The sequence below is a fragment of the Frateuria edaphi genome, assembly GCF_021117405.1.
In the GTDB taxonomy this organism is placed as follows: domain Bacteria; phylum Pseudomonadota; class Gammaproteobacteria; order Xanthomonadales; family Rhodanobacteraceae; genus Frateuria_A; species Frateuria_A edaphi.
The window spans coordinates 2,630,729-2,652,421 of sequence record NZ_CP088251.1 but is presented as its reverse complement, the minus strand read 5'-3'; the positions used below and the strand labels follow the sequence as shown (position 1 = coordinate 2,652,421).

The following is a 21,693-nucleotide window of genomic DNA, read 5'->3' as shown; positions in this document are numbered from 1 at the left end:
GACTTCACACAGGCGTAGGATGCGGCGCTTATAACACTGCCGTCGTGCACCTTCCGGGGGCAGGCAAACGGCGTCTCGAAAGCAGGCCAGCGGCACGGTGAAATGAACGAGCGGGCTCACACGGAAGCCGAAGACCTTTCGCCGGTTTCGCTGCGCGAAGCCACCCGCGTGTGGGCGAAGATCGGCCTGCTCAGCTTCGGCGGGCCGGCGGGCCAGATCGCCCTGATGCACCGGGAACTGGTGGACACGCGCCGCTGGATCAGCGACGCGCGCTTCCTGCACGCCCTCAACTACTGCATGTTGCTGCCCGGGCCGGAGGCGACGCAGCTGGCGATCTACATCGCCTGGATGCTGCACCGGACCGCCGGCGGACTGGTCGCTGGCGTGCTCTTCGTGCTGCCGGGTTTCGTCACGATCCTGGCGCTGAGCATCGTCTACGCGCTGTACGGCCAGGTCCCGCTGGTCCTGGCCGTCTTCCTCGGATTGAAGGCCGCCGTGCTGGCGGTCGTGGTCGAGGCGGTCATCCGGATCGGCCGCAAGGCGCTTAAGAATCGCGTCATGGTCGCGATCGCTGCGCTCGCCTTCGTGGCGATCTACTTCTTCCGCGTGCCGTTCCCGCTGATCGTGCTCGGTGCGGGCCTGTGTGGCCTGCTGGGGCGCTGGTGGGCGCCGCGCGACTTCCCGGCACCGGCGTCCTCCGCGGCCGATGCATCGTCCGACTTCCTCATCGACCGCCTGCTGGGCCAGGGGCGGCTGACGCATACGCGACCCTCGGCGCGACGGGCATGGCGGGTGTTGGTGGCCTGGCTGGCGATCTGGTGGATACCCGTGCTTGCGGCGATTGCCGCGTTCGGGCGCCAGAGCGTACTGGCGCGCGAGGGGTTGTTCTTCAGCCAGACCGCGGTGGTCACATTCGGTGGCGCCTACGCGGTGCTGGCCTACATCGCGCAGCGTGCCGTGGTCGGCTTCCACTGGATCACGCCAGGGCAGATGCTCGATGGCCTGGCCTTGGCCGAAACGACGCCCGGCCCGCTGATCATGGTGGTGCAGTTCGTCGCCTTCCTCGGCGCCTACTACCACCAGGCCGGCCTGTCGCCGCTGGCCGCCGGCGTGGCCGGATCGGTGCTCACCACTTGGGTGACCTTTGCGCCGTGCTTCCTGTGGATCTTCCTTGGGGCACCCTACATCGAGGCGTTGCGCAGCAATCGCGCGCTGCATGCGGCACTGTCGGCGGTGACAGCCGCGGTGGTGGGCGTGGTGTTGAATCTGTCGGTGTGGTTCACCGTGCATACCGTGTTCGGTCGCGTGGACGAGCGCCACTACGGCTGGTTGCGGCTGGAACACCCCGACTGGTCCACGCTGCAGTGGCCATCGGCGCTGATTGCCGCCGCCGCGATGCTTGCCATGCTCCGCTTCAAGGTGGGCATGGGAAGGGTGTTGCTGGGAAGCGGCGTGGTCGCGCTGCTCTGGCGATGGCTTGCCGGAGCGCTCTAGCCGCCGTGGCGTTCCGTCGACCGGCCGCGCAAACTGCCGCCCATCGATGACAGGATTGCGCATGCCTGATCCAGCCCTGTACCTGCGCCTGGGATGTCCCGACGATGCGCCCGCCATCAGCGCGCTGGCGCGACGCGTGGCCCGCCGATGGATCCTGCCCGACCAGTCGCACGAGGCCGGCCAGGCATTGCTGGCGCGGCTGGGCACGCGCTCGTTGCGCGAGCGCATGCGGGATGGCCAGCGCTTCCACCTGGCCTGGCTGGACGACGTACTGGTCGGTATCGCCGGGATGCGCGACGACTGTCACCTGGTGCAATTCTTCGTCGGCACCCGTTACCAGGGCCGCGGGATCGCCACCCGGCTCTGGCGGCGGGCGATGGCCGACGCCGTGCGCCGCGCCGGCACGCGCCGCTTCACGCTCAATGCCACGCGCGTCGCGGTGCCGGTGTATGAACACCTGGGCTTCGTCGCGACCGGCCCGGAAGGCTTCTCGCCCGCCGGTGTCCGCACCACGCCGATGGTGCTTGAACTCGCCGGCGAGTCGAGGCGGGCATAATCGACCGCTGCCACCGACACCACAGGAACGCCATGCCCGGCCAGCAGAACGAAGTCACTTTCCGCTTCCTCGCCCAGCCCACCGACGTCAACTTCGGCGGCAAGGTGCATGGCGGCATGGCGATGAAATGGATCGACCAGGCCGGCTACGCCTGCGCAGTGGGCTGGAGCGGCGCGTACTGCGTGACCGTGTCGGTCAGCGGCATCCAGTTCATCGCGCCGATCCTGATCGGGGATCTGGTGACGGTGCGCGCGCGGTTGATCCACACCGGTACCAGCAGCATGCACCTGGCGGTGGACGTGCTGGCGCAGGACCTGCGCAAGGGCGAGCAGCGCCTGGCAACCAGTTGCGTGATGGTGTTCGTTGCGCTGGACAGCCCCGACGGCAAGCCCACGCCGGTGCCGCGCTGGGAGCCGCAGACGGACGAGGACCGGCGCTTGCAGGACTACGCGCGCCGGCTGATGGAACTGTCCAAGACGATGGAGCAGCAGGTCGCCGTGCTCAGGCCCGCGGCCGCACCGGTGACTTGAGTTCCTCGGCGGCCGGCACCCGCCACAGGAATCGCTCCAGCCATTGCGGGCTGGTCAGCGGACTCAGCAGGCGGACGGCCGGCGCGCTGGCCAGCAGGCGCACCAGCAACCAGGCGACCAGCAGCAAGACCAGCGCGTTGACCAGCGGCGGCTCGCTGCCCTCCAGCCAGGCGAACAGCCCTGCGGCCGCCGCGAATTTCACGACGAAGCCGTGGGCGAGATACGCCTGCAGGCTGCGCCCGCCCACCGCCGTGGCGTCGAATTCGCGGCGCGGGACCAGCGCAAGGAAGGCGGCGCTGCCGGCGACGCCCGCGCCCAGCCGCAGCATGCGCCACAGCGTGCCGGCGGCGTCGTCCACGCCAAGCGCGGCGTAGCCGTTGCTGCCATAGAGCCAGCGCGGATCCGGCACGGCGCTGGCCGCCCAGCCCAGTGCGAGCAGCATGCCGAGCGCCAGTGCGCACACCAGCGGACCGCGCAGGCGCTCGCGCCATGCCGGCGCATACACGTGTCCGATCAGGAAGAACGGGAAAAACGAGGCCGTGCGCGAGAGCGACATGCGGTACCCCACGTCGTCCGCCCAACCGGCCATCAGCGCGAACAGGCAGGCCAGCAGGAGCGGATGGCGCAGGCGCACGAACAACGGCAGCAGCAGGCGCCAGGCCGCCAGGCTCGGCAGATACCAGAGCAGCCAGTACGGCGTGGTCACGCCCTTGGGCCCGGCATCGGGCCAGCCGGGTGCCTGCGCGGCCAGCGCATACAGCGCCTGGAACAGCAGGTAAGGGAGGAGCAGCTGGAACGTGATCCGCTTGAGCAGCTTCACGTCGACTTCCGTCCGCGCCACGGCACCGGACAGAAAGGCGAACGCCGGCATGTGGAACAGGTAAAGGAAGCGGTACAGCGCGTCGATCGACGCCACGCCGCGCAGCGGCTCCAGACTGTGGCCGAACACCACGAGCGTGATCAGGGCCAGGCGGGCGTTGTCCTTCCAGGCATCACGCACCGGCCGGACGGGCGATGCGCTGGCGGGAACGTTGTCGATGGCGCGGGCAGATCCATACATCCCTCGCAGGCTAGCAACGGGTTTGTTCACGAGACGTCCCCGTCGCCCCTTCTGCGCGCCCGCCGTTCACCGTACGTTGCGTTGCCGGCTCACGCAGCGCCCGCTTCCACGCTGGGTGGCGCGACGCGATGGACCCAGCCGGCGAATGCACCCATGAATCGTTGCAAGGCCGCACGCGTCGCCTCATCGGCGAGCACGCCGTGGGCATCGAAGCGTTCCGCCGCGTGGGCGATGAACAGCGTGGGCGAGGGCATCACCAGCGCACCGCAGGTATGCAGGACCTGGCGCAGCGAGGCCTGTGCCAGCCGCGTTCCCCACGGGCCGCTGCTGGCGCCGAGCACGGCGACCGGGAGATCGGCCAGGGTCGCGTCTTCGCGCGAGAGCCAGTCCAGTGCGTTCTTCAGCACGCCGGGCAGCGCGTGGTTGTACTCCGGCGTGGCGATCACCAGACCGTCGGCCGCGGCGATCGCCTCGCGCAGCGCGCGCACGCCGGGCAGGCCGTTCGGAGAAGCGCGTTCCAGGTCTTCGTCGAACAGCGGCACGCGGCCCAGTGCGTCGTAGACGTCCATCGTGGCGCCGGTCGGTGCCAGCGCGGCGGCGGACTGCAGCAGGCGGCGGTTCCACGAAGCGCGGCGCAGGCTGCCGGCGAGGCCGAGAAGTCGAAGGGATCGGTGGGTCATGGACGTTCTCTCCAGGAGTCAAAGGTCGATGAGCAGCAACGCCGCGCTGGCAAGCAGCAGCACGCCCATGGCGGCATCGATGCGCCGCCGCGAACGCGGACGCGCCAGGTGCACGGCGAGCCGTCGGCCAGCGAAGCTCCACAACAGCAGGCAGGCCAGCGGGATGGCGGTGAAAAGCACGACGAGCGGCAGATAACCGGCCGCATCGGCGGCGGGCCGGGCGGCGACGACCGTTGTCACCATCGCCCAGCCCTTGGGGTTGAGGAACTGGAAACCGAACAGGCCGAGCGCACTTGTCGGCAGCGCCATCGCGTCGGCGGATGCGCGACCGGACGTGCTCCCCAACAGGCGCACGCCAAGCCATGCCATGTAGGCCGCCCCGAGCGCCGCGAGCGACGCGCGCAGCGTGGCGTGCGTCGACAGCAGTGCACCGGCACCGGTCGCGACCACGGCAAGCAGGGCCAGTCCGCCGAGCACGATGCCACCGATCGCGCCGGCGGCCGCGCGCACGCCGCCGTGGCCGGCCTCGTGCAGCACGACCAGGTTGTTCGGTCCGGGCGTGATCGCGGCGGCTAGCAGCAGGCCGGCGCAGGCGAACAGGTCGTGCATGGCGTTCCCGTGGCGTCGCTGCCATCGGGCAGCATCCATAGCCTGGCGCTTTTCGCTGGTCGGAAGGGTGCCGGCTATGGTCTAGAATTCCGACCATGGATCTGCCCCTCAACGCGCTGCGCGCCTTCGCCCTGGTCTACCAGCACCGTGGCGTGCGCGCCGCGGCGCGGGAGCTGGGCATGGCCCATTCGTCGGTGAGCCGTCATCTGCGCGAGCTCGACCGCTGGCTGGGCGTGCCACTGCTGCATGCCGGCGCAGGCCGCGCGGGACTGGCGTTCACGCCGCAAGGCGAGGCGCTGGGGCGGGCCGTATGCGCAGGCCTGGGCGAGATCGAACGTGCCGTGGCGGTGTTGCGGGAGGCGCGCCCGGCGCATGCGGTCGCGCTGTCGACCACGCCCTCGTTCGCGATCCGCTGGCTGCTTCCCCGGTTGCCGGCGTTCGAGAAGGCGCATCCGAAGATCGAGCTGTCGGTGCTGGTCGACCAGAAGCTGGAGGGTTTCACCGATGGTCGCATGGACGTCGCGTTGCGCATGGGGCAGGGCCCCTGGCCGGAGCTGCACTGCGAGCCCTGGATGGGCGACGCGCTGTACCCGGTGATGAGCCCTGCCTACTGGCAGGACCACGGCCGCCCCTCGCGGCCCGCCCAGCTGGCCGGATTGCGCCTGCTGCACGACCGCGACCCGCAGGCGGCGTGGGAATCGTGGCGTCGGGAGCACGGGCCGTCCCGGCTGTCGCTGCACGGTGGCGCGCGCTATGCGTCCTCGGACCTGGTACTGCGCGCCGCGCAGCAGGGACAGGGCGTGGCGCTGGCGCGCCATCGCCTGGTGGCCGAAGAACTCGCGGCCGGGACCCTGGTGCGCCCGTTTGGTGCGCTGGAGATACCGCTGGATGCCGCCTACTGGATCGTGCGCGCCGACGGCACGCGACCGCGCCCCGCGGTCGCGGCGGTCATCGACTGGCTGCGCTGGCAGGCCGCGACGCCATAGCGCCGCTTACGGGATGGCCGACCGCCGGCGCTGCCACAGCAGCACCGGCAGGCCCATCGCCACCAGCACGCCCGCCCACATCAGCGACTCGATGCCCGTGCCGGCCAGCGCCCACAGCGCATAGGCGAGCGCGCCAGCGGCGACCAGCCGCCGCCACCACCGTGCGGCGGGCTCGATCCGCCACCATGCCAGCACGCTCACCACGTAGGGCAGCAGCGTGGTGGCGGTGGACAGCAGGATCGAGAAGGTGAACAGCGCGACCAGCGTGCGGCTGTAGTTGGCCACGATCAGCGCGCTGGCAAGGCCGCTGCCCACGACCAGGCCAAAGGCCGGCGTGCCGCGCGCGTCGAGCCGGGCGAAGCGCGCCGGGAACAGGCCATCCTGGGCCGCGGCCAGTGGCGTCTGCGCCTGCAGCAGGACCCAGCCGTTGAGCGCGCCGAAGCAGGAGATCGTCGCCACGGCGGCCAGTGCGAGGCCCGCGGCCGGTCCCCACACGCGCGCCGCCGCGGCGATCATCGGTGCGGCGGAGCGGCGCAGTTCGTCCGGCGGCAGCAGTCCGATCACCACCGTGCAGGCGAGCATCGTGGCCAGCCCGGCGACCAGCATGCCGATCACGGTGGCGCGCGGCACCGTGCGTTCCGGGTCGCGCACGACGCCGGTCGGCACGGTGGCCGCCTCGAAGCCGAGCATGGCCCACAACGTGAGTGCGGCCACCGAGGTGGTGACGCCCAGCAGCGGCAGGCCGCTCGGATTGAACGGCCGATAGGCGCCGGCATGCACCCAGCCCAGCCCGACCACACCGAACAGTACCAGCGGGACCAGCTTGAGCAGGGTGGTGAGCATCTGCATGCGCGCCGCCTCGCGCACGCCGGCCAGGTTCACCGCGGTGCACAGCCACAACGCGCCCAGCGCGCAGCCTGCGGAGAGAGCCGGCGTGGCGGTGGCGGCCGGCCACAGCGCGCCGAGGCTGCCGGCGAAGGCCACCGCGATCGCCGCGTTGGCGCTCCAGGTGCAGACCCAGTAGCTCCACGCGACCACGAAGCCGATGCCGTCGCCGAACGCACGTCGCGCATAGCCGTAGGCGCCGCCGTGGTTGCGGATCGCGCGCGCCAGCCAGGCGTACACCAGTGCCAGCAGCAGCGCGCCGGCGAGCGTCAGCGCCCAGCCCAGCAGGCTCGCCGCGCCATACGGCGCCAGCGCCGCGGGCAGCAGGAACACGCCCGAGCCGATCATGTTGCCGACCACCAGGGCGATCAGCGCCAGTTGGCCAAGCGGTCGTGAAGCCGCGGCGGAGGGGTTGCTCACGCGTGCTCGCGGTAGGCGCGGCGCAGCAGTTCGTGGAAATGGTGGACCGCGTTCTCGCGCAGCGGGTTGAGGCGACCGCTTTCGTAGGAGCCGGATGCCAGCCCGCGCTGCACGTCCTCGCAGATGGTCACGTCCTCGTCCTGCACCTCGTCGCTGAAGGCGATGTCGCGCTCGCGCCGGGCGCGGCCTTCGTCGCTCGTGTCCGGGGCATAGTAGAAGTCGAATTCCACGCGGCAGCGGTCCACGCCCAGCGGCAGCACGCGGTTGGTCTGCAGGCGGCCGGGCAGGATGTTGAGCATGGTGTTGGGATAGAGGAAGTAGTACAGCGCCTCGCCACTGCCGTAGAGCTCGTCGGCGCTTTCCAGCGGGCTGAACTGGTAGGAGTACCACCGCGCGGTCTCGGTGACGTAGCTGCGGTAGTCCAGCACGCTGTTCAAGCCCGGATGGATGTGCGGCACGTGGTAGCCCTCCAGGTAGTTGTCCACGTACACCTTCCAGTTGCAGGCCACTTCCCAGCTGGCGCGGTGATGGAACTCGAAGCCGGCCAGCGAGCGGCCTTCGCCCAGGCGCGCATCAATGCCTTCGACGAATTCGGCGAACGGTGGCGCCTCGCCAGTGGCGACGAAGACCAAGCCCTGCCACACCTGCACGCGTGCCTCGGGCAGCCGGATCGTCGAGGGATCGAAGTCGGGCGTGCGACCCATCTCCGGCGCACCGCGCAGGACCCCGTCCAGGCCGTAGGTCCAGCCGTGGTAGCGGCAGCGCAACGCGGTCGCGCCCTTGCCATCGCAACTGGCGACCGGCCCGGCGCGATGGCGGCACACGTTGTGGAAGGCGCGGAGGGTGGTCTCGTCGCTGCGCACGACGACGATCGGCAGGCCGGCGATGGCGGTGACCAGGTGGTCGCCGACGCCCGCCAGCTGCGACTGGTGGCAGACCAGCTGCCAGCTCTTCGCGAACACGGACCGGGCATCGAGCGCCGGCATGCGCGGATCGGTGTAGCAACGCGCCGAAAGCGCGCACGCGTGATCGAGCGGCTGGGCGGCGAGGAGGTCGGGCGTGAGCAGCTCGGTCATTGGCAGGGCACCGATGGTGGTTGGGATGCGCTCGTCTGGCGCACCCCAAGCTACATCAATCAGCGGGCGCCGTAGAGCGCCTTGACGTCCTTCAGCAGCGCCGCCTGGCTGTCCGGACGGGCGTAGAACATGTGGCCGCCGGGATACTCCCTGACCTGCACGCGGGTCGGGTCGCCCATCGGCGGCATCTGGTCGACGATCAGCACCGAGGCCATGAACGGGCAGGAGAGATCGTCCCACCCGTGCGCGATCAGTACGCGCAGGCCCGGATCGTTGGCCACGGATTCGCGCAGCTGCGAGACCGAGCCCTCGATGGCGTCATCGTCCTCGTGCCACAGGCGGTTCACGTCGTAGCTGAGCGCGTTGTAGCGGCCGGAGTACTTCCAGCCCACGGTGCGGGTGACGAAGTCGACCATCGCCGTGGTGGTCGGCGCGATGATGCCGTTGAGGATCGGGTCGCCGGTGCGCTGGCGAGGCGCGTAGGGGAAGGGATCCCACGCGGTGACATTGGAGTCGTAGCGGCTGCCCAGCTTGCCCTGCGCGCGGTAGACCTCGCGCAGGTAGGCCTGCGTCTCCAGGCGCCCACCGGAGCGGCGCACGAACAGCGGGTCCAGGCCGGTCAGCTCGGTGACCTTACTGATCACCCGCTCGGTCGCCTGCGGATCGGAGCGGCCGCGCATCAGGTCGGTGGCGTACTCGCCGCGGGTGTACTCGATCACCTGCGCCATCGCTTCGGGGCTGAATTTGTGCTCGCGCTCCAGGTGCGCCGCCGCGATCGAAGGCAGGGTCAGCATCCACGGCAGCGGCGAGACGTTCTCGTCGTTGGAGGCGGCCGGGTCCAGGTAGGGCGAGACCAGCACCACGCCCTTCATCGCCACGCCGAGCTGGGTCTGCAGGTAATCGGTGATGCGCGGACCGCGGAAGCCGCCGTAGCTCTCGCCGACCAGGTACTTGGGCGACTGCAGGCGGCCGTTCTCACCAGCCAGTCGTAGACGATGCGCGAGAGGTACTTGATGTCGTTGTCGGTGCTGTAGAAGAGCTCGGTGGCCTTCTTGTCCTCCACCAGCGCGCGGCTGAAGCCGGTGCCGACCGGGTCGATGAACACCAGGTCGGTGAAGGGCAACCAGCTGCCGGGGTTGTCGTGCAGGGTGGCCGGATCGGACGGGTTGTCGCCCTCGACGCCGAAGTCCACGCGCTTGGGGCCGATCGCGCCAAGGTTGAGGTACACCGACGAGGCGCCCGGGCCGCCGTTGAGCGCGAAGGTCACCGGACGGTCGGCGCCGCCCATGTTGTAGGCGGTGTAGACCACCTCGGCCACGGTGTTGCCCTTCGCGTCGCGCACCGGCAGCGAGCCGACGGTGACGGTGTACCTGAGCGTGCGCCCGTCGATCTGCGCGGTCTGCTGCACGTGCGCGTCGGCGGGGAAGGGCGGCAGGTGAAAGTCGTCGTGGCTGGCGTCGGCGGCAGGCTTGTCGGCAGCGAAGGCAGGGACGGTAAAGCCGGCCAGCAGCGAGGCGGCCAGCAGGGTGGCCTGGAGGGTCTTGCGCACGGTGATTCCCCTGGGGCGAAAGCCCCAGCCTAGCGGCTGCCAGCTGGGCGGGAGTGTGCCCAAAGGCATGGGAGCCCCTGTAGGAGCGCCGTTGGGCGCGACCGTCATCTTCCGGCCGTACCCAAGGCGCGCTCCTGCAACCGGTCAGGCCGGTAGCGCCACCAATTGATCCTGCACCTGGTTGATCGCGTCGCGGATGCGCTTGCTGAAGACCGAATCGTCGTGGTGGATCAACAGCAGCCGCTCGGTCGCGCGGGTCATCGCCACGTAGAGCAGGCGCGCTTCCTCGGCCTCGTCCTTGCCTTCCTTGGGCAGCGAGCCCGGGCCGGGAATGATCACGAACGGGAACTCCAGTCCCTTGCTCGAATGCATGGTCACCAGCTTGACCGTGTCGCCGACGGCGAACAGCGCGCCCTTGCCGCGGCCCTCGGCCAGCCGGCCGGGAATGTCTTCGCGGGCCAGCGCCTCGGCGAGCTTCTCGCCCTCCCACTGGTTGCGGAAGATCACCGCCATGTCCGACCACGGCCGCCCGTGCGCGTGTTCGTCGCGCAGTTGGGCGATCAGCACGGTGAGCTGCGCCGGTGCGGTTTCCACGCGGATCAGCTCCGGCACCGCGCCGCGGCGGCCGGCGCTCTCGGGGGCAATCAGCGGCACGCCATCGTCGTCGTCGGCGCGGGCATCGAGCAGCTCGTTGGCGAAGCCGCGCGCGACGGCCAGGATTTCCAGCGTGTTGCGGTAGTTGAGCTTGAGGATGGTGGTCCGGCCCTGCGCCTGCACGCCGAGGCTCTTCCAGCTGACCTTGCGACGGTCGGCCTTGCCATAGATGTTCTGCGCGTCGTCGTAGAGCACCAGCAGCGAGTTGGTGGCCGGGTCGATCATCTGCACGATCAGCTTGTACCAGTCCGGCTCGAAGTCGTGGCCTTCGTCGACGAGCACCGCACCGTACTGGAAGCGCGGGATCTGGCCCTTGTCGACGCCGGCGATCACCCGCTCGACCATCTGCTCGAAGAAGCCGTCCGAGCCTTTCGGCGGCAGCTCCACGTGGTAAGCCGTGAGCATCTTGTGGCACCACTTGTGGAAGTTGTAGACCTGCACCTTGTCGGCCAGGCCGCGCTCGCCGATCAACTGCTCCAGCCGCGCGGCCAGCGTCTTGTTGTAGCAGAGGATCAATATCGGCCGGTTCATCGCGCGCGCCAGCTGCATGGCGCGGAAACCCAGGATCATGGTCTTTCCGGAGCCGGCCACGCCGTGGATGATCCGGTGCTCGTCGCCCAGCGAGCGCGCCAGCTGTTCCTGCTGCGCGTCCATTACCTTGACCAGCTCGGGAATCTGCAGCGGACGCACCGCCGCCTCGGTCGGGCCGAACAGGCCGAATTGCCCGCTGCCCGGTTCCACCCGCAGTTCGGGAAACAGGTGCCAGCGCACGCGGTCGATCTGCGGCAGCGTGAGGGCCACCGGGAAGGCGTAGGGGAACATCGCCCACAGCCGCTCCTGGAAGTCCTCCGACTCGACCGATTCGTAGAACTCGTCGCGGCAGATCGCCAGGTGCGGCGGGATCACTGCGTCCAGCCCGCCATCCTCGAACTGCTTGCGGCTGATGTTGGCCAGCACCACGCCCCAGGCCCACGGCATGATGATCTTGCCGGCATGGCGATGGCCTTCCGGGAAACGCAGCGCGGGGTCGCGCTCGAGCACCACGCCGATCTCCAGCGCGTACGCACGCGCCTGCAGCAGCGGATGGTTCTCCTTCACCAGGCCGCGGTCGGTGACCAGGGTGAACTGCGTGCTGTCCGCGTGCTGGATCGTCTCGGCCTTCCAGTCCTTCACCTCCAGCACCAGCAGGCCGCGGCGCGGGTGGAATACCACGAAGTCCGGGCGGCGCTGCTTCAGGCCCACCGGCACGTCGTACCAGAGCAGGTAGTCGTCCTCCAGCTTCTGTTCCAGCCGCTGGGCGAAGCGCTTTTCGCCCGCGGTCATGCGGGGCAGGCAGCTGTTGAGGGTCGGGATCTGGGTGGCCATCCGGCATCCGTTTGGGCGTTTTGCGTGGAAAGTAACGGACTCGGCCTCGCTGTCAACGCTAAAGTCGCGCCAGCCAGCGCCGATACGACGGGCGACGACCAAGCCGGGACGCCCATCGCGGAGACGCGACATCCACGGCGGGAGCCATCGTCACGTTCGGGCGCGGGGGAGAGCCCAGCATGCCCATGCATATCGAAACGCTGTCGCTGATCAGTGCCGTCCAGTCGCTCGTGCTGGCCGTCCTGCTCTGGGCCGGCACGCATGGCGGCCCGGGCTCGGCACGCACCAGCCTGAAGCTGCGTGCGGGCGCGCTGGCGGTCGAATCGGCCGGCTGGAGCATGCTGGCGGCGCAGGTCTGGCTGCACCCGGCGCAATTGGTGCTGGGCGGCAACGCGCTCAACCTGCTGGCACAGGGCATGTCGGTCGTGGCATTGCGCATGCTGCTCGGCGCGCCGCTGCGTTGGCGAACGGCGCTGGCGATCGGCGTGATCGGCTGGCTGGGCGTGGCCTGGTTCGGCGTGGTCGAGCCGGACTACCGTGTGCGCGTGCTGTGGGGATCGGCGGCGATCATGGCCGACATCGCCCTGCGCATGTGGGCGCTGCTGAGCGGCGGTCCCGGCCGCAGTTCACGGGCGCGAGTGGTGCTGCTGGTCATGTGCTCGGCCTCGGCGCTGCTGCTGGTGTGGCGCAACGGCCAGCTATGGTTCGACCTGAACCCGCCGGCCGACATCATCCAGCCGGCCCTGGTCAATTATTTCTACGTGCTGCTCTCGGGCATGCAGCCGCTGTTCCTCAGTATCGGTTTCCTGCTGCTCTACAACGAGACGCTGCAGCGCGAGCTGCACCTGCTGGCAAGGGTCGATTCGCTGACCGGCGTGAAGAACCGCCTAGCCCTGACCGAAAGCGCCACCCGGATGCTGTCCCAGGTCAACCGCGGAGGACGGCCGTTGGGCGTGCTGATGATCGACGCCGACCACTTCAAGAGCGTCAACGATCGCTTCGGCCATGGCGGCGGCGACAAGGTCCTGCTGGCACTGGTCGCCAGCATCCGGGCCACGCTGCGGGCCGGCAACGTGATCGGGCGCATCGGCGGCGAGGAATTCGTGGTGCTGGCGCCCGATACCAGCCTGGAGCAGGCGCTGGTGCTGGCCGAGCGCATCCGCGGCACGGTCGAGTCCACGCCGTTGATGGTCGACGGGCATCTGCTGCAGTTGACCGTGTCGATCGGTACCGCCGCGGCCGAGCCGGGCGAGCACGATGTGGCGGCCCTGCTGCGGCGCGCGGACGCGGCGCTGTACGCGGCCAAGCATGCCGGCCGCAACCGGGTCATGGCAGCCGATCCGGAACTGGCGGTCCGACGCCTGCTGGCCTGACCGGCAGGATCGGCCGGAGCCCACCCTGCGCATCCCGGCAGTCAGCCCTCCAGTGCGGCGTCGAGCAAAATGTCGGCGCGCAGCACCTTGGATACCGGGCATCCCTGCTTGGTCTCCTGCGCGATGCGCTGGAAGGTGTCGGCGTCGGCGCCGGGCACGCGGGCGCGGCAGTTCAAGGCAATGGTGGTGATGGCGAAACCGTCGCCCTGCTTGTCCAGCGTCACCTCGGCCCGTGTCTCGATCCGCTCCGGCGTCAGCCCGGCATTGCCCAGGCCCAGCGACAGCGCCATCGAGAAGCAGCCGGCCAGCGCCGCGCCGACCAGTTCCTCCGGATTGGTGCCGGGGCCGTCCTCGAAACGCGACTTGAAACCGAACGGCGCCTCGCGCATCACGCCGGTCTGGGTGGAGATGGTGCCCTGGCCGTCCTTCAGGCCGCCGGACCATGTGGCGGAGGCGGATTTCTTCATGGGGTTCTCCCGTTGTTCGGATGGACGAACCAGTGTGGGCCTGCTGTCATTCAGGACGCGCGAACGCGCGCCCGCGCCTGCTTCACGCGCGTTTTGCCGCCGTCAGTCGTAAGCTCGCGGCTTTCCCTTCCCGAGCATCGGCATGAGCTTCGACATCCGGCACGACCCTGCCGCGCAGCGCTTCGAAACCGTGGTGGACGGCCAGCATTGCGAGCTGGATTACCGCCTCGCCGGCAAGGTCATGACGATCACCCACACCGGCGTGCCGGGGCCGGTGGAGGGCCGTGGCATTGCCTCGGCGCTGACCCAGGCCGCGATGGAAACCGCGCGGGCCGAGGGCTGGTCGGTGATCCCCGCCTGCGCCTATGCCGCCTCGTGGCTGCGTCGGCATCCGGAGTTCGCCGACCTGCGCGCCTGATTCCGCGCCCGATCGTTGTGTCCGCCTCGCCGCATCGGCCACACTGGGTTGACGCAACGACGGCGAGAGACCGATGAGTGGTTCCGATCCCCACGGCAGGCAGCATCGTCGCCGCGGTCTCGTCCATGCCTTGCGCGCGCGTCGCTCGCTGGCCGTCGGTGGCGCGCTGCTGCTGATGGTGGCCGTGGCGGCATGGAGCCTGGGCATGCATCCGGCGCCGGCGTTCCTGCTCGGTTTCGATGCCGGCGCGCTGGCATTCATGGGCCTGCAGCTGTGGGAGTTCAACACGGCCACGCCGACCAGCATGCGCAAGAAGGCGCGCCACCAGGACGCCGGGCGCTGGGGCATCCTGTGGAGCGGCGTGGCGATCTCGACGGTGGTGCTGGTGGCGCTGGGCACCGAACTGGAGGCCGGCAAGACCGGCGGACTGGTCGCGATCATGGTTTCCGCCGCGAGCATCATGCTCAGCTGGGGCTTCCTCAACACGCTGTTCGCGCTGCACTACGCGCACGGCTATTACGGCGACTACGGCGAGGAGCACAGGGGTCTGGACTTCCCCGGCGGCGGCGAGCCCGGCTATTGGGACTTCGCGTATTTCGCAGTGGTGATCGGCATGACCTTCCAGGTTTCGGACGTCCAGGTGACCAGCCGCGAGTTGCGCCGGATGGTGCTGGTGCACGGTGTGATCGCGTTCTTCTTCAACGTGTTCATCGTGGCGGTCAGCGTGAACATCCTGGCGGGGCGAGGCTTGTAGGCGAGGCTCCGCAAGGGCGGCTTCAGCCCGCCCATCCTGGCCGGGGATCAGGGCAGTGGGTTTGAGCCCACCCTTCGCGCCACGTCAGTCGCGGAAGTTGTCGAACTGCAGCGGCAGCTCCACCTCGGACTTGCGCAGCAGCGCCATCGCCAGCTGCAGGTCGTCGCGCTTCTTGCCCGTCACGCGCAGCTTGTCGCCGTTGATCTGCGCCTCGACCTTGAGCTTGGCGGCCTTGAGCTCGGCCACCAGCTTCTTGGCCATCGCCTGCTCGATGCCCTGCTTGACGGTGACCTTCTGCCGCGCACCGCCCAGGTTCACTTCCGGCTCGGCCACGTCCAGCGCGCGGATGTCGATCTTCCGCGAGGTCAGGCGTCCGCGCAGGATGTCCAGCATCTGCTGCAGCTGGAAGTCGCTCGGCGCGCGCTGGGTGATCACGTAGCCGTCCAGTTCGAACACCGCATCGGTGCCCTTGAAATCGAAGCGGCTGGCCAGCTCGCGGTTGGCCTGGTCGACCGCGTTGGTGAGTTCGTGCTTGTCCACTTCGGAGACGACGTCGAAGGAGGGCATGGTGGGCACCTTGAGGGTTGGAAAGCGGAAAGTGTAAGCGCTCGGCCATAATGCGCGACCGGCGCCCGGCGCGCGCTCCCTGCCGATCCATGAAAACCGACGTCCTCATCATCGGCGCGGGTGCCGCCGGCCTCATGTGCGCGATCACCGCCGGCCAGCGCGGGCGGCGTGTGCTCGTGCTCGATCACGCGAACAAGCCGGGCAAGAAGATCCTGATGTCCGGCGGCGGGCGCTGCAATTTCACCAACCTGGGCGTGACGCCGGCCAACTACCTCTCGGCCAACCCGCATTTCGCCAAGTCCGCGTTGGCGCGCTACACGCCGGCCGACTTCATCGCGCTGGTCGAGAAGCACCGCATCGCCTACCACGAGAAGGAGCTCGGCCAGCTGTTCTGCGATGACTCCTCCAAGCAGATCGTGCGCATGCTGCTGGACGAGTGCGCGGCCGCCGGCGTGCGGGTGGAGACCGGTTGCGCGGTGGAGCGCGTGCGCCACGGAGAGACCGGTTTCAGCGTGACCACCGCGCGCGGCGAGGTGCACGCCGAGGCGCTGGTAGTCGCCAGCGGCGGCCTGTCGATCCCCAGCATGGGCGCGACCGGGTTCGGCTACGAACTGGCGCGCCAGTTCGGCCACGCCGTGCGGCCCACGCGCGCGGGCCTGGTGCCGCTGACGTTGAGCGGCAAGCACCAGGAGCGCTACGCCGACCTGGCCGGCGTGGCATTGCCGGCCGAGGCGCGCTGCGGGCGGCAGGCGTTCCGCGCCGGGTTGTTGTTCACCCACCGGGGCATCAGCGGGCCGTCGATCCTGCAGATCTCCTCCTACTGGCAGCCGGGCGAGGAACTGCGGCTGGACCTGCTGCCCGACCGCGACGCCGCCGACTGGCTGCCCGGCCAGCGCGTGGCGCGTCCGGCGGCGGAACTGAAGACCGTGCTGGGCGACGCGCTGCCCAAGCGGCTGGCGCAGCGGCTGTGCGAACTCGACTTCGGCAACCGCCCGATGCGCCAGTACCGCGAGGCGGAGCTGGCCGCGATCGGCGCCCGCCTGAACGATTGGCCGCTGGTCGCCAGCGGCACCGAGGGCTACCGCACGGCGGAGGTGACGCTGGGTGGCGTGGACACCGACGGGCTGTCCTCCAGCACCATGCAGTCCAGGCTCGTGCCGGGGCTTTATTTCATCGGCGAGGTGGTCGACGTGACCGGCTGGCTGGGCGGCTACAACTTCCAGTGGGCGTGGGCTTCTGGGCATGCGGCCGGCGAAGTGGCGTGAGCCGTGCGCCGAAACCGGGGGCGGGCTTTTGCGCGCCTTCAACACCGCCGGTGTTCCATTACCGGGTCGCGCCAACAGGAGAACTTCCTTGAACATCGGCTTCCTCGGCCTGGGCGCCATGGGCAGCGCCATGGCCAGCAACCTCCTCGCGGCGGGCCACACGCTGACGGTGTGGAACCGCTCCGAAGGCCCCACCGAGCCATTGGCCTCGCTCGGCGCCAGGGTCGTCCGCACGCCCGGGCGGGCGGTGCAGGGCCAGGTCGTGCACAGCATGCTGGCCAACGACCAGGCGGTGCGGGAGGTGTTCCTGGACGGTGGCGTACTGGACGAAATGGACCGGGGCACCGTGCACGTCAACCACGCCACCATCTCCGTGGCGCTGGCGCGCGAGCTGGCGGTGGAGCACGCGCGGCGCGGGCTGGGCTACGTCGCCGCGCCGGTGTTCGGCCGACCGGACATGGCTGCGGCGGCCAAGCTCAACATCGTGGTGGCCGGGCATGCGCACGTGGTCGAGACCGTGCGCCCGTTGCTGGAAGCGCTGGGCAGTCGGCTGTGGCCGGTAGGCGAGGCGCCCGAGCGCGCGAACGTGGTCAAGCTCGCCGGCAACTTCATGCTGGCCTCGGCGATCGAAAGCATGGCCGAAGCCAGCGCGCTCACGCGGGCGCATGGCGTCAGTGCCGCCGACTTCCTGGAGATCATGACCAGCACGCTGTTCGCCGCGCCGGCCTACCAGGGCTACGGCCGGCTGATCGCCGAGGAGCGCTACACGCCGCCGGGCTTCGCGCTGCCGCTGGGGCTGAAGGACGTGAACCTCGCGCTCGCCGCGGGCGAGGCGGCACGCGTGCCGTTGCCGTTCGCCGGCGTGGTGCGCGATGCGCTGATCGAAGCGCTCGCGGGCGGCGGTGAAGGACTGGACTGGGCGGCGCTGGCGCAGGTGGCCGCGCGCCGCGCGCAACTGGAGTGACCGCAAGGCGAGCCTACCGGTACGGGTGGCGATCCGGGCCGCCCCCTGCGACCGCTACGCCACCTACGGATGCTTCGGGCGCTGTTGCAGCCAGCGGTCCAGTTGGTTGGCGAACGCCTGCCGGTCGCGCGCATGAAATGTCGCCGGCCCGCCGGTATCCACGCCTGCGCCGCGCAACTCGTCCATGAAATTGCGCATCGACAGGCGCTGGGCGATGGTCTCGCGGGTATAGAGCTCGCCGCGCGGGTGCAGTGCCAGCGCGCCCTTGTCGATTGCCTGCGCGGCCAGCGGGATGTCCTGCGTCACCACCAGGTCACCTGACGAGAGGCGCTGGACGATCTCGTTGTCCGCCACGTCGAAGCCGCCGGCGACCTGGATCGCGCGCACCCATCGCGTGGGCGGCGTGCGCAGCATCTGGTTGGCGACCAGCGTGACCACCACCTGTGCACGCTCGGCCGCGCGGAACAGGATCTCCTTGATCGGCCCCGGGCAGGCGTCGGCATCGACCCAGATCTGCGCCTCGCTCACCCGCGGTTCCAGTGCAGCACGCCATCGACCACCGTGCGTGCGCGGCCGCCGACCCAGATCGCGTCCGGTTCGATACGCGCCAGCAGTCGCGCGTCATGGCCCATCTCGCGGCCCTGGCTGATCGCGTAGCCGCGCGAGAGCGCACCCTGCGGCTCGGCCTGCGCGATGTAGGCGGCGATCAGGCCGTTGGCCGCCCCGGAGGCCGGATCCTCGACGATGCCGACGCCGGCGGGAAACGCGCGCACCACCAGCGGGTAATCCTCCGACGAACTGCGCGCGAACACGCACAGGCCCATGCTGCCGGTGGCGCGTGCGAGCGCGCCGATGGCGCTATGGTCGGGCAGCCAGCCGCGCAGGCCCGCTTCGTCCGCGACTTCGGCCAGCCACCAGCGGCGGCCGCCATCGACCAGCGCCGGTGGCAGGGTGCCCAGTTCGATGCCGGCGAGCGTGGCCGCAAGCAAAGGGTGGGCGTCGCGCCCGGTGGCGAGCACTTGCTCGCCGGGCGACTTCAGCAGCAGGTCGCGCGCCTCGCCCTCGCCCTCGACGCGGATCGGAAGCACGCCGGCGCCACATTCCTGCCAGAGCACGCCATCGACCGGTTGCGCGAGTCCGCAGGCCAGCACCGCGTGCGCGCTGCCGATGCTCGGGTGGCCGGCGAACGGGATCTCGTGCTGCGGGGTGAAGATGCGCACGCGGTAGCTCGACCGCGGCGTCGAGGGCGGCAGCAGGAACGTGGTCTCCACCAGCGCGGTCCAGCGTGCGAAACGTTGCATCTCATCGTCGCTCCATCCACGCGCGTCGGTGACCACGCCAAGGTGGTTGCCCCCGCCACAGGTGGCGGCAAAGACGTCCAGATGCAGGTAGCGGATCGGTGCCATGCGTTTCCGTGGGGAGCGGGGCGGATAAGGGCGCGCATGATACGCCCTGGTGTCGCACCGGTGGCCGCGCGAGTCGACAAGGGGCATGGGTGACGCCAAGATGGACGGTCCGCCGTTCATCAGGAAGCCCCAGCGATCATGATCACCCTGGCCATCATCGCCGTCACCTGCGTCGTCTCGTTCCTGGCTTTCAACAAGCCCAAGCTGATGGACGACCTGATCCTGTGGCCGCCTGCGGTCCAGCGCCATCGCGAATACCACCGGCTGGTGACCTACGGGCTGGTCCACGCGGACTTCGGCCACCTCTTGTTCAACATGCTGACGCTGTTCTTCTTCGGGCGCGCCATCGAGAGCGTGTATGCCGAGGAGCTTGGCCGGTTTGGTTTCCTGCTGTTCTACATCGGCGGCCTGGTGGTCTCGATCCTGCCGACCTACATCAAGAACCGGCGCAACCCGAACTATCACAGCCTGGGCGCCTCGGGGGCAGTCTCGGCGGCGTTGTTCGCCTTCATCCTCTTCGCGCCGTGGGCCCGCATCATCGTGTTCGTGCTGCCGATGCCGGCCATCCTCTACGCGGTGCTCTACGTCGGCTACTCGATCTACATGGACCGGGCCGGCCGCGACAATATCAACCACAGCGCCCATCTGTGGGGCGCCGCCTACGGCGTGATCTTCACCTTGCTGATCAAGCAAGGGTTGTTTACTTACTTCCTTGCGCAGCTCGTGAATCCACGCATGTAGGAGGCCAATGCCCGCGCCAGGGAACAGCCAGCGACGACCCTTCTTCGTGGTGCTCAACCGCCGCTCCGGCAGCGGCGATGGCGGTGCCACGGAAGAGGCCATCCGCGGCGCACTCGATGCCACGGGGCATCCCTACCGGCTGTTCTGCGCGAAGCACCCCCGACACCTGGGCGAGCTGGCGGGGCAGGCGGTGGAAGCGGCCCGGGCGCAGGGGGGCGCAGTGGTCGTCGCCGGCGGCGACGGCACCATCAACGCGGTGGTGCAGGCGGTGCTGCCCAGCGGCCTGCCGCTGGGCGTGCTGCCGCAGGGCACGTTCAACTTTTTCGGCCGCTGCCACGGCCTGCCCGAGGGCGATGCCGGCGAGGGGATACGCGGCCTGCTCGACGCGCAGGAAAGGCCGGTGCAGGTGGGCCTGGTCAACGATCGCGTGTTCCTGGTCAACGCGAGCCTGGGGCTCTACCCCGAGCTGCTGGAACGGCGCGAACAGGACAAGCGCCGCTTCGGACGCCACCGCCTGGTCGCGCTGCTGTCGGGCCTGCGCGCGCTGCTGGGCAGCTACCCGGACCTGCGCCTGTCGCTCTGCGAGGACGGCCAGTGGCAGGTGCGGCGCAGCACCACCCTGGTCGTGGGCAACAACCGCCTGCAGCTGGAGAGCATCGGCATCCCCGAGGCCGACGCCGTGACCCGCGGCGCGCTGGTCGGCATCGTGCTGCCGCCCCTTGCACGCTGGCACATGATCCTCACGGCGATCCGCGGCCTGTCCGGCCATCTGGGCGACGTCGAGAAGGTCGACAACTTCGCCTTCACCGAACTCGAAGTGGCCTTGCCGAGGCGGCGGGAGCTCAAGCTCGCGATCGACGGGGAGATCGTCCGTCTGCCGTTGCCGCTGCGTTTCCGGGTTGCGCCGCAGGCGCTCCGGCTGCTGGTGCCGCGGAACCGGAGCGACCGGTGAGCGTGTTGTTGCACATGTCCGATTCGCATTTCGGCACCGAGCGCGCGGCGGTGCTGGATGCGCTGAGGGGATTGATCCGGGACAGCCGACCGGCACTGGTAGTGCTCTCGGGCGACCTGACCCAGCGCGCACGACCGGCGCAGTTCGCCGCCGCGCGCGACTTCGTCGCAAGCCTGCCCGCGCCGTTCCTGGCGATCCCCGGCAACCATGACATCCCGCTGTATGCCCTGGGCACCCGCCTGCGGGCACCGTACGCGCGCTATGCAGCGGCGTTCGGCAACGAGCTGGAGCCGGCATGGTCGTCGGCGGAATGGCTGGTGCTGGGGGTCAACACCACGCGTTGGTGGCGGCACAAGCAGGGCGAGGTGTCGCCGGCGCAGATCGAGCGGGTGGCGGCGCGCCTGCGCCAGGCCGCTCCGGGGCAGACGAGAGTGGTGGTAGTGCACCAGCCGATGGCGGTGATCGACGAGTCCGACCGGCGCAACCTGCTGAGAGGACACGCGCAGGCGGCCGGCGCCTGGGCAGCCGCCGGCGCGCAACTGGTGCTGGGTGGCCATATCCACTTGCCCTACGTACGATCGCTGCCCGAACCGGGCGGCCGCCCCCTATGGGTCGTGCAGGCCGGCACCGCGGTTTCGCACAGGGTACGGGGCGACATCCCCAACTCGGTCAACCTGCTCCGCCGCGATGGAAACTCCGATACCTGCACGGCGGAGCGCTGGGACTACGACGCCAACTCCGGGGCGTTCGTCTGCCACGAGCGGCAGCCACTCGCGCTGCGCGTCCCGCATGCATCCTGAATTGCCAGGCGCTTCATGCCGCAATCGCGCATGACAGCGGAAGATGCCCGCGCAATACTGGACGTGCAGGTCTTTCCGCCGCGTGCTTGGAGCATGTCAACGCGGGCAAGGCTGCACTGACC

The 21,693-nt window shown here is 69.7% G+C and carries 22 protein-coding genes and 1 pseudogene; 12 read left to right on the top strand and 11 right to left on the bottom strand.

Annotation, left to right across the window (positions count from 1 at the left end):
* Nucleotides 1-102: 102 nt before the first annotated feature.
* The 3 genes from chrA (at nt 103) to LQ772_RS12365 (ending at nt 2,580) form a co-directional block, all read left to right on the top strand.
* Complete coding sequence (gene chrA, locus LQ772_RS12375) at nt 103-1,494, top strand: chromate efflux transporter (protein WP_231321180.1); 1,392 nt, start codon at nt 103-105, stop codon at nt 1,492-1,494.
* A gap of 61 nt (nt 1,495-1,555) precedes the next feature.
* Nucleotides 1,556-2,050 (top strand): GNAT family N-acetyltransferase, encoded by a 495-nt coding sequence (locus LQ772_RS12370; protein ID WP_231321179.1) that lies wholly within the window; start codon nt 1,556-1,558, stop codon nt 2,048-2,050.
* A 32-nt stretch (nt 2,051-2,082) separates the two neighbouring features.
* Nucleotides 2,083-2,580 (top strand): acyl-CoA thioesterase, encoded by a 498-nt coding sequence (locus LQ772_RS12365; protein ID WP_231321178.1) that lies wholly within the window; start codon nt 2,083-2,085, stop codon nt 2,578-2,580.
* Here the strand turns inward: LQ772_RS12365 and LQ772_RS12360 are convergent.
* The 3 genes from LQ772_RS12360 to LQ772_RS12350 form a co-directional block, all read right to left on the bottom strand.
* On the bottom strand, nt 2,552-3,640 hold the full coding sequence (locus LQ772_RS12360; RefSeq protein ID WP_231321177.1) for an acyltransferase family protein: 1,089 nt from the start codon (nt 3,638-3,640) through the stop codon (nt 2,552-2,554). The two genes, LQ772_RS12365 and LQ772_RS12360, sit on opposite strands and share 29 nt — an antisense overlap.
* Nucleotides 3,641-3,729: 89 nt before the next feature.
* The gene (locus LQ772_RS12355; RefSeq protein WP_231321176.1) at nt 3,730-4,320 is read right to left on the bottom strand and encodes an NADPH-dependent FMN reductase; all 591 of its coding nucleotides are present in this window, start codon (nt 4,318-4,320) and stop codon (nt 3,730-3,732) included.
* Between the two features lie 18 nt (nt 4,321-4,338).
* Entirely contained in the window at nt 4,339-4,929 is a 591-nt protein-coding gene (locus LQ772_RS12350) for a LysE family translocator (protein ID WP_231321175.1), read from the bottom strand.
* 95 nt (nt 4,930-5,024) lie between these two features.
* Here LQ772_RS12350 and LQ772_RS12345 point away from each other — a divergent pair, with 95 nt between their 5' ends.
* Nucleotides 5,025-5,915: a LysR substrate-binding domain-containing protein gene (locus LQ772_RS12345; protein ID WP_231321173.1), complete on the top strand. Its 891-nt coding sequence runs from the start codon at nt 5,025-5,027 to the stop codon at nt 5,913-5,915.
* Nucleotides 5,916-5,921: 6 nt separating this feature from the next.
* On the opposite strand, the gene LQ772_RS12340 is transcribed toward LQ772_RS12345, so the two are convergent.
* The 4 genes and pseudogenes from LQ772_RS12340 to LQ772_RS12325 form a co-directional block, all read right to left on the bottom strand.
* Complete coding sequence (locus LQ772_RS12340) at nt 5,922-7,220, bottom strand: amino acid permease (RefSeq protein WP_231321171.1); 1,299 nt, start codon at nt 7,218-7,220, stop codon at nt 5,922-5,924.
* Nucleotides 7,217-8,296 (bottom strand): aromatic ring-hydroxylating oxygenase subunit alpha, encoded by a 1,080-nt coding sequence (locus LQ772_RS12335; protein ID WP_231321170.1) that lies wholly within the window; start codon nt 8,294-8,296, stop codon nt 7,217-7,219. The genes LQ772_RS12340 and LQ772_RS12335 overlap by 4 nt, the downstream gene beginning before the upstream one ends.
* A 59-nt stretch (nt 8,297-8,355) precedes the next feature.
* Nucleotides 8,356-9,914 (bottom strand): annotated as a pseudogene (locus LQ772_RS12330) (S10 family peptidase).
* A 75-nt stretch (nt 9,915-9,989) separates the two neighbouring features.
* Nucleotides 9,990-11,864, bottom strand: a complete 1,875-nt coding sequence (locus LQ772_RS12325; RefSeq protein ID WP_231321168.1) for a 3'-5' exonuclease — start codon at nt 11,862-11,864, stop codon at nt 9,990-9,992.
* Nucleotides 11,865-12,043: 179 nt separating this feature from the next.
* Between LQ772_RS12325 and LQ772_RS12320 the strand changes: the two genes are divergently transcribed.
* Entirely contained in the window at nt 12,044-13,237 is a 1,194-nt protein-coding gene (locus LQ772_RS12320) for a GGDEF domain-containing protein (protein ID WP_231321167.1), read from the top strand.
* A 41-nt stretch (nt 13,238-13,278) separates the two neighbouring features.
* Here the strand turns inward: LQ772_RS12320 and LQ772_RS12315 are convergent, their stop codons facing one another.
* Nucleotides 13,279-13,704: an OsmC family protein gene (locus tag LQ772_RS12315; protein WP_231321166.1), complete on the bottom strand. Its 426-nt coding sequence runs from the start codon at nt 13,702-13,704 to the stop codon at nt 13,279-13,281.
* A gap of 142 nt (nt 13,705-13,846) precedes the next feature.
* Here LQ772_RS12315 and LQ772_RS12310 point away from each other — a divergent pair, with 142 nt between their 5' ends.
* Nucleotides 13,847-14,122, top strand: a complete 276-nt coding sequence (locus LQ772_RS12310) for a GNAT family N-acetyltransferase (protein ID WP_231321165.1) — start codon at nt 13,847-13,849, stop codon at nt 14,120-14,122.
* A gap of 73 nt (nt 14,123-14,195) precedes the next feature.
* A complete protein-coding gene (locus LQ772_RS12305; protein WP_231321164.1) occupies nt 14,196-14,876 on the top strand; it encodes a DUF1345 domain-containing protein in 681 nt (226 codons plus the stop codon).
* An 84-nt stretch (nt 14,877-14,960) separates the two neighbouring features.
* Here LQ772_RS12305 and LQ772_RS12300 read toward each other — a convergent pair whose 3' ends face one another.
* Nucleotides 14,961-15,443, bottom strand: coding sequence for a YajQ family cyclic di-GMP-binding protein (locus LQ772_RS12300; RefSeq protein ID WP_231321163.1), 483 nt, complete (start codon nt 15,441-15,443; stop codon nt 14,961-14,963).
* 89 nt (nt 15,444-15,532) lie between these two features.
* Between LQ772_RS12300 and LQ772_RS12295 the strand changes: the two genes are divergently transcribed.
* Together LQ772_RS12295 and LQ772_RS12290 are read left to right on the top strand one after the other, a co-directional pair.
* Nucleotides 15,533-16,708, top strand: coding sequence for a BaiN/RdsA family NAD(P)/FAD-dependent oxidoreductase (locus LQ772_RS12295; RefSeq protein WP_231321162.1), 1,176 nt, complete (start codon nt 15,533-15,535; stop codon nt 16,706-16,708).
* 88 nt (nt 16,709-16,796) lie between these two features.
* Nucleotides 16,797-17,672: an NAD(P)-dependent oxidoreductase gene (locus tag LQ772_RS12290; protein WP_231321161.1), complete on the top strand. Its 876-nt coding sequence runs from the start codon at nt 16,797-16,799 to the stop codon at nt 17,670-17,672.
* A gap of 63 nt (nt 17,673-17,735) precedes the next feature.
* On the opposite strand, the gene LQ772_RS12285 is transcribed toward LQ772_RS12290, so the two are convergent.
* Nucleotides 17,736-18,200, bottom strand: coding sequence for a YaiI/YqxD family protein (locus LQ772_RS12285; protein ID WP_231321159.1), 465 nt, complete (start codon nt 18,198-18,200; stop codon nt 17,736-17,738).
* Nucleotides 18,197-19,078 (bottom strand): PhzF family phenazine biosynthesis protein, encoded by an 882-nt coding sequence (locus LQ772_RS12280; protein ID WP_231321157.1) that lies wholly within the window; start codon nt 19,076-19,078, stop codon nt 18,197-18,199. Before LQ772_RS12280 ends, LQ772_RS12285 begins: the two co-directional genes overlap by 4 nt.
* A gap of 138 nt (nt 19,079-19,216) precedes the next feature.
* Between LQ772_RS12280 and LQ772_RS12275 the strand changes: the two genes are divergently transcribed.
* From LQ772_RS12275 to LQ772_RS12265, 3 genes are read left to right on the top strand one after another with little or no spacing between them, the layout of a single operon-like run.
* Nucleotides 19,217-19,819 (top strand): rhomboid family intramembrane serine protease, encoded by a 603-nt coding sequence (locus LQ772_RS12275; RefSeq protein ID WP_231321155.1) that lies wholly within the window; start codon nt 19,217-19,219, stop codon nt 19,817-19,819.
* A 7-nt stretch (nt 19,820-19,826) separates the two neighbouring features.
* The gene (locus tag LQ772_RS12270; protein ID WP_231321154.1) at nt 19,827-20,771 is read left to right on the top strand and encodes a diacylglycerol/lipid kinase family protein; all 945 of its coding nucleotides are present in this window, start codon (nt 19,827-19,829) and stop codon (nt 20,769-20,771) included.
* A complete protein-coding gene (locus LQ772_RS12265; protein ID WP_231321152.1) occupies nt 20,768-21,571 on the top strand; it encodes a metallophosphoesterase family protein in 804 nt (267 codons plus the stop codon). The genes LQ772_RS12270 and LQ772_RS12265 overlap by 4 nt, the downstream gene beginning before the upstream one ends.
* Nucleotides 21,572-21,693: the final 122 nt, after the last annotated feature.

Excerpts from the sequence above, each read along its gene's own strand:
- chrA (WP_231321180.1), top strand. The coding sequence starts at position 103 with ATGAACGAGCGGGCTCACACGGAAGCCGAAGACCTTTCGCCGGTTTCG.
- LQ772_RS12370 (WP_231321179.1), top strand. The coding sequence starts at position 1,556 with ATGCCTGATCCAGCCCTGTACCTGCGCCTGGGATGTCCCGACGATGCG.
- LQ772_RS12365 (WP_231321178.1), top strand. The coding sequence starts at position 2,083 with ATGCCCGGCCAGCAGAACGAAGTCACTTTCCGCTTCCTCGCCCAGCCC.
- LQ772_RS12360 (WP_231321177.1), bottom strand. The coding sequence starts at position 3,640 with ATGTATGGATCTGCCCGCGCCATCGACAACGTTCCCGCCAGCGCATCG.
- LQ772_RS12355 (WP_231321176.1), bottom strand. The coding sequence starts at position 4,320 with ATGACCCACCGATCCCTTCGACTTCTCGGCCTCGCCGGCAGCCTGCGC.
- LQ772_RS12350 (WP_231321175.1), bottom strand. The coding sequence starts at position 4,929 with ATGCACGACCTGTTCGCCTGCGCCGGCCTGCTGCTAGCCGCCGCGATC.
- LQ772_RS12345 (WP_231321173.1), top strand. The coding sequence starts at position 5,025 with ATGGATCTGCCCCTCAACGCGCTGCGCGCCTTCGCCCTGGTCTACCAG.
- LQ772_RS12335 (WP_231321170.1), bottom strand. The coding sequence starts at position 8,296 with ATGACCGAGCTGCTCACGCCCGACCTCCTCGCCGCCCAGCCGCTCGAT.
- LQ772_RS12325 (WP_231321168.1), bottom strand. The coding sequence starts at position 11,864 with ATGGCCACCCAGATCCCGACCCTCAACAGCTGCCTGCCCCGCATGACC.
- LQ772_RS12320 (WP_231321167.1), top strand. The coding sequence starts at position 12,044 with ATGCCCATGCATATCGAAACGCTGTCGCTGATCAGTGCCGTCCAGTCG.
- LQ772_RS12315 (WP_231321166.1), bottom strand. The coding sequence starts at position 13,704 with ATGAAGAAATCCGCCTCCGCCACATGGTCCGGCGGCCTGAAGGACGGC.
- LQ772_RS12310 (WP_231321165.1), top strand. The coding sequence starts at position 13,847 with ATGAGCTTCGACATCCGGCACGACCCTGCCGCGCAGCGCTTCGAAACC.
- LQ772_RS12305 (WP_231321164.1), top strand. The coding sequence starts at position 14,196 with ATGAGTGGTTCCGATCCCCACGGCAGGCAGCATCGTCGCCGCGGTCTC.
- LQ772_RS12300 (WP_231321163.1), bottom strand. The coding sequence starts at position 15,443 with ATGCCCTCCTTCGACGTCGTCTCCGAAGTGGACAAGCACGAACTCACC.
- LQ772_RS12295 (WP_231321162.1), top strand. The coding sequence starts at position 15,533 with ATGAAAACCGACGTCCTCATCATCGGCGCGGGTGCCGCCGGCCTCATG.
- LQ772_RS12280 (WP_231321157.1), bottom strand. The coding sequence starts at position 19,078 with ATGGCACCGATCCGCTACCTGCATCTGGACGTCTTTGCCGCCACCTGT.
- LQ772_RS12275 (WP_231321155.1), top strand. The coding sequence starts at position 19,217 with ATGATCACCCTGGCCATCATCGCCGTCACCTGCGTCGTCTCGTTCCTG.
- LQ772_RS12270 (WP_231321154.1), top strand. The coding sequence starts at position 19,827 with ATGCCCGCGCCAGGGAACAGCCAGCGACGACCCTTCTTCGTGGTGCTC.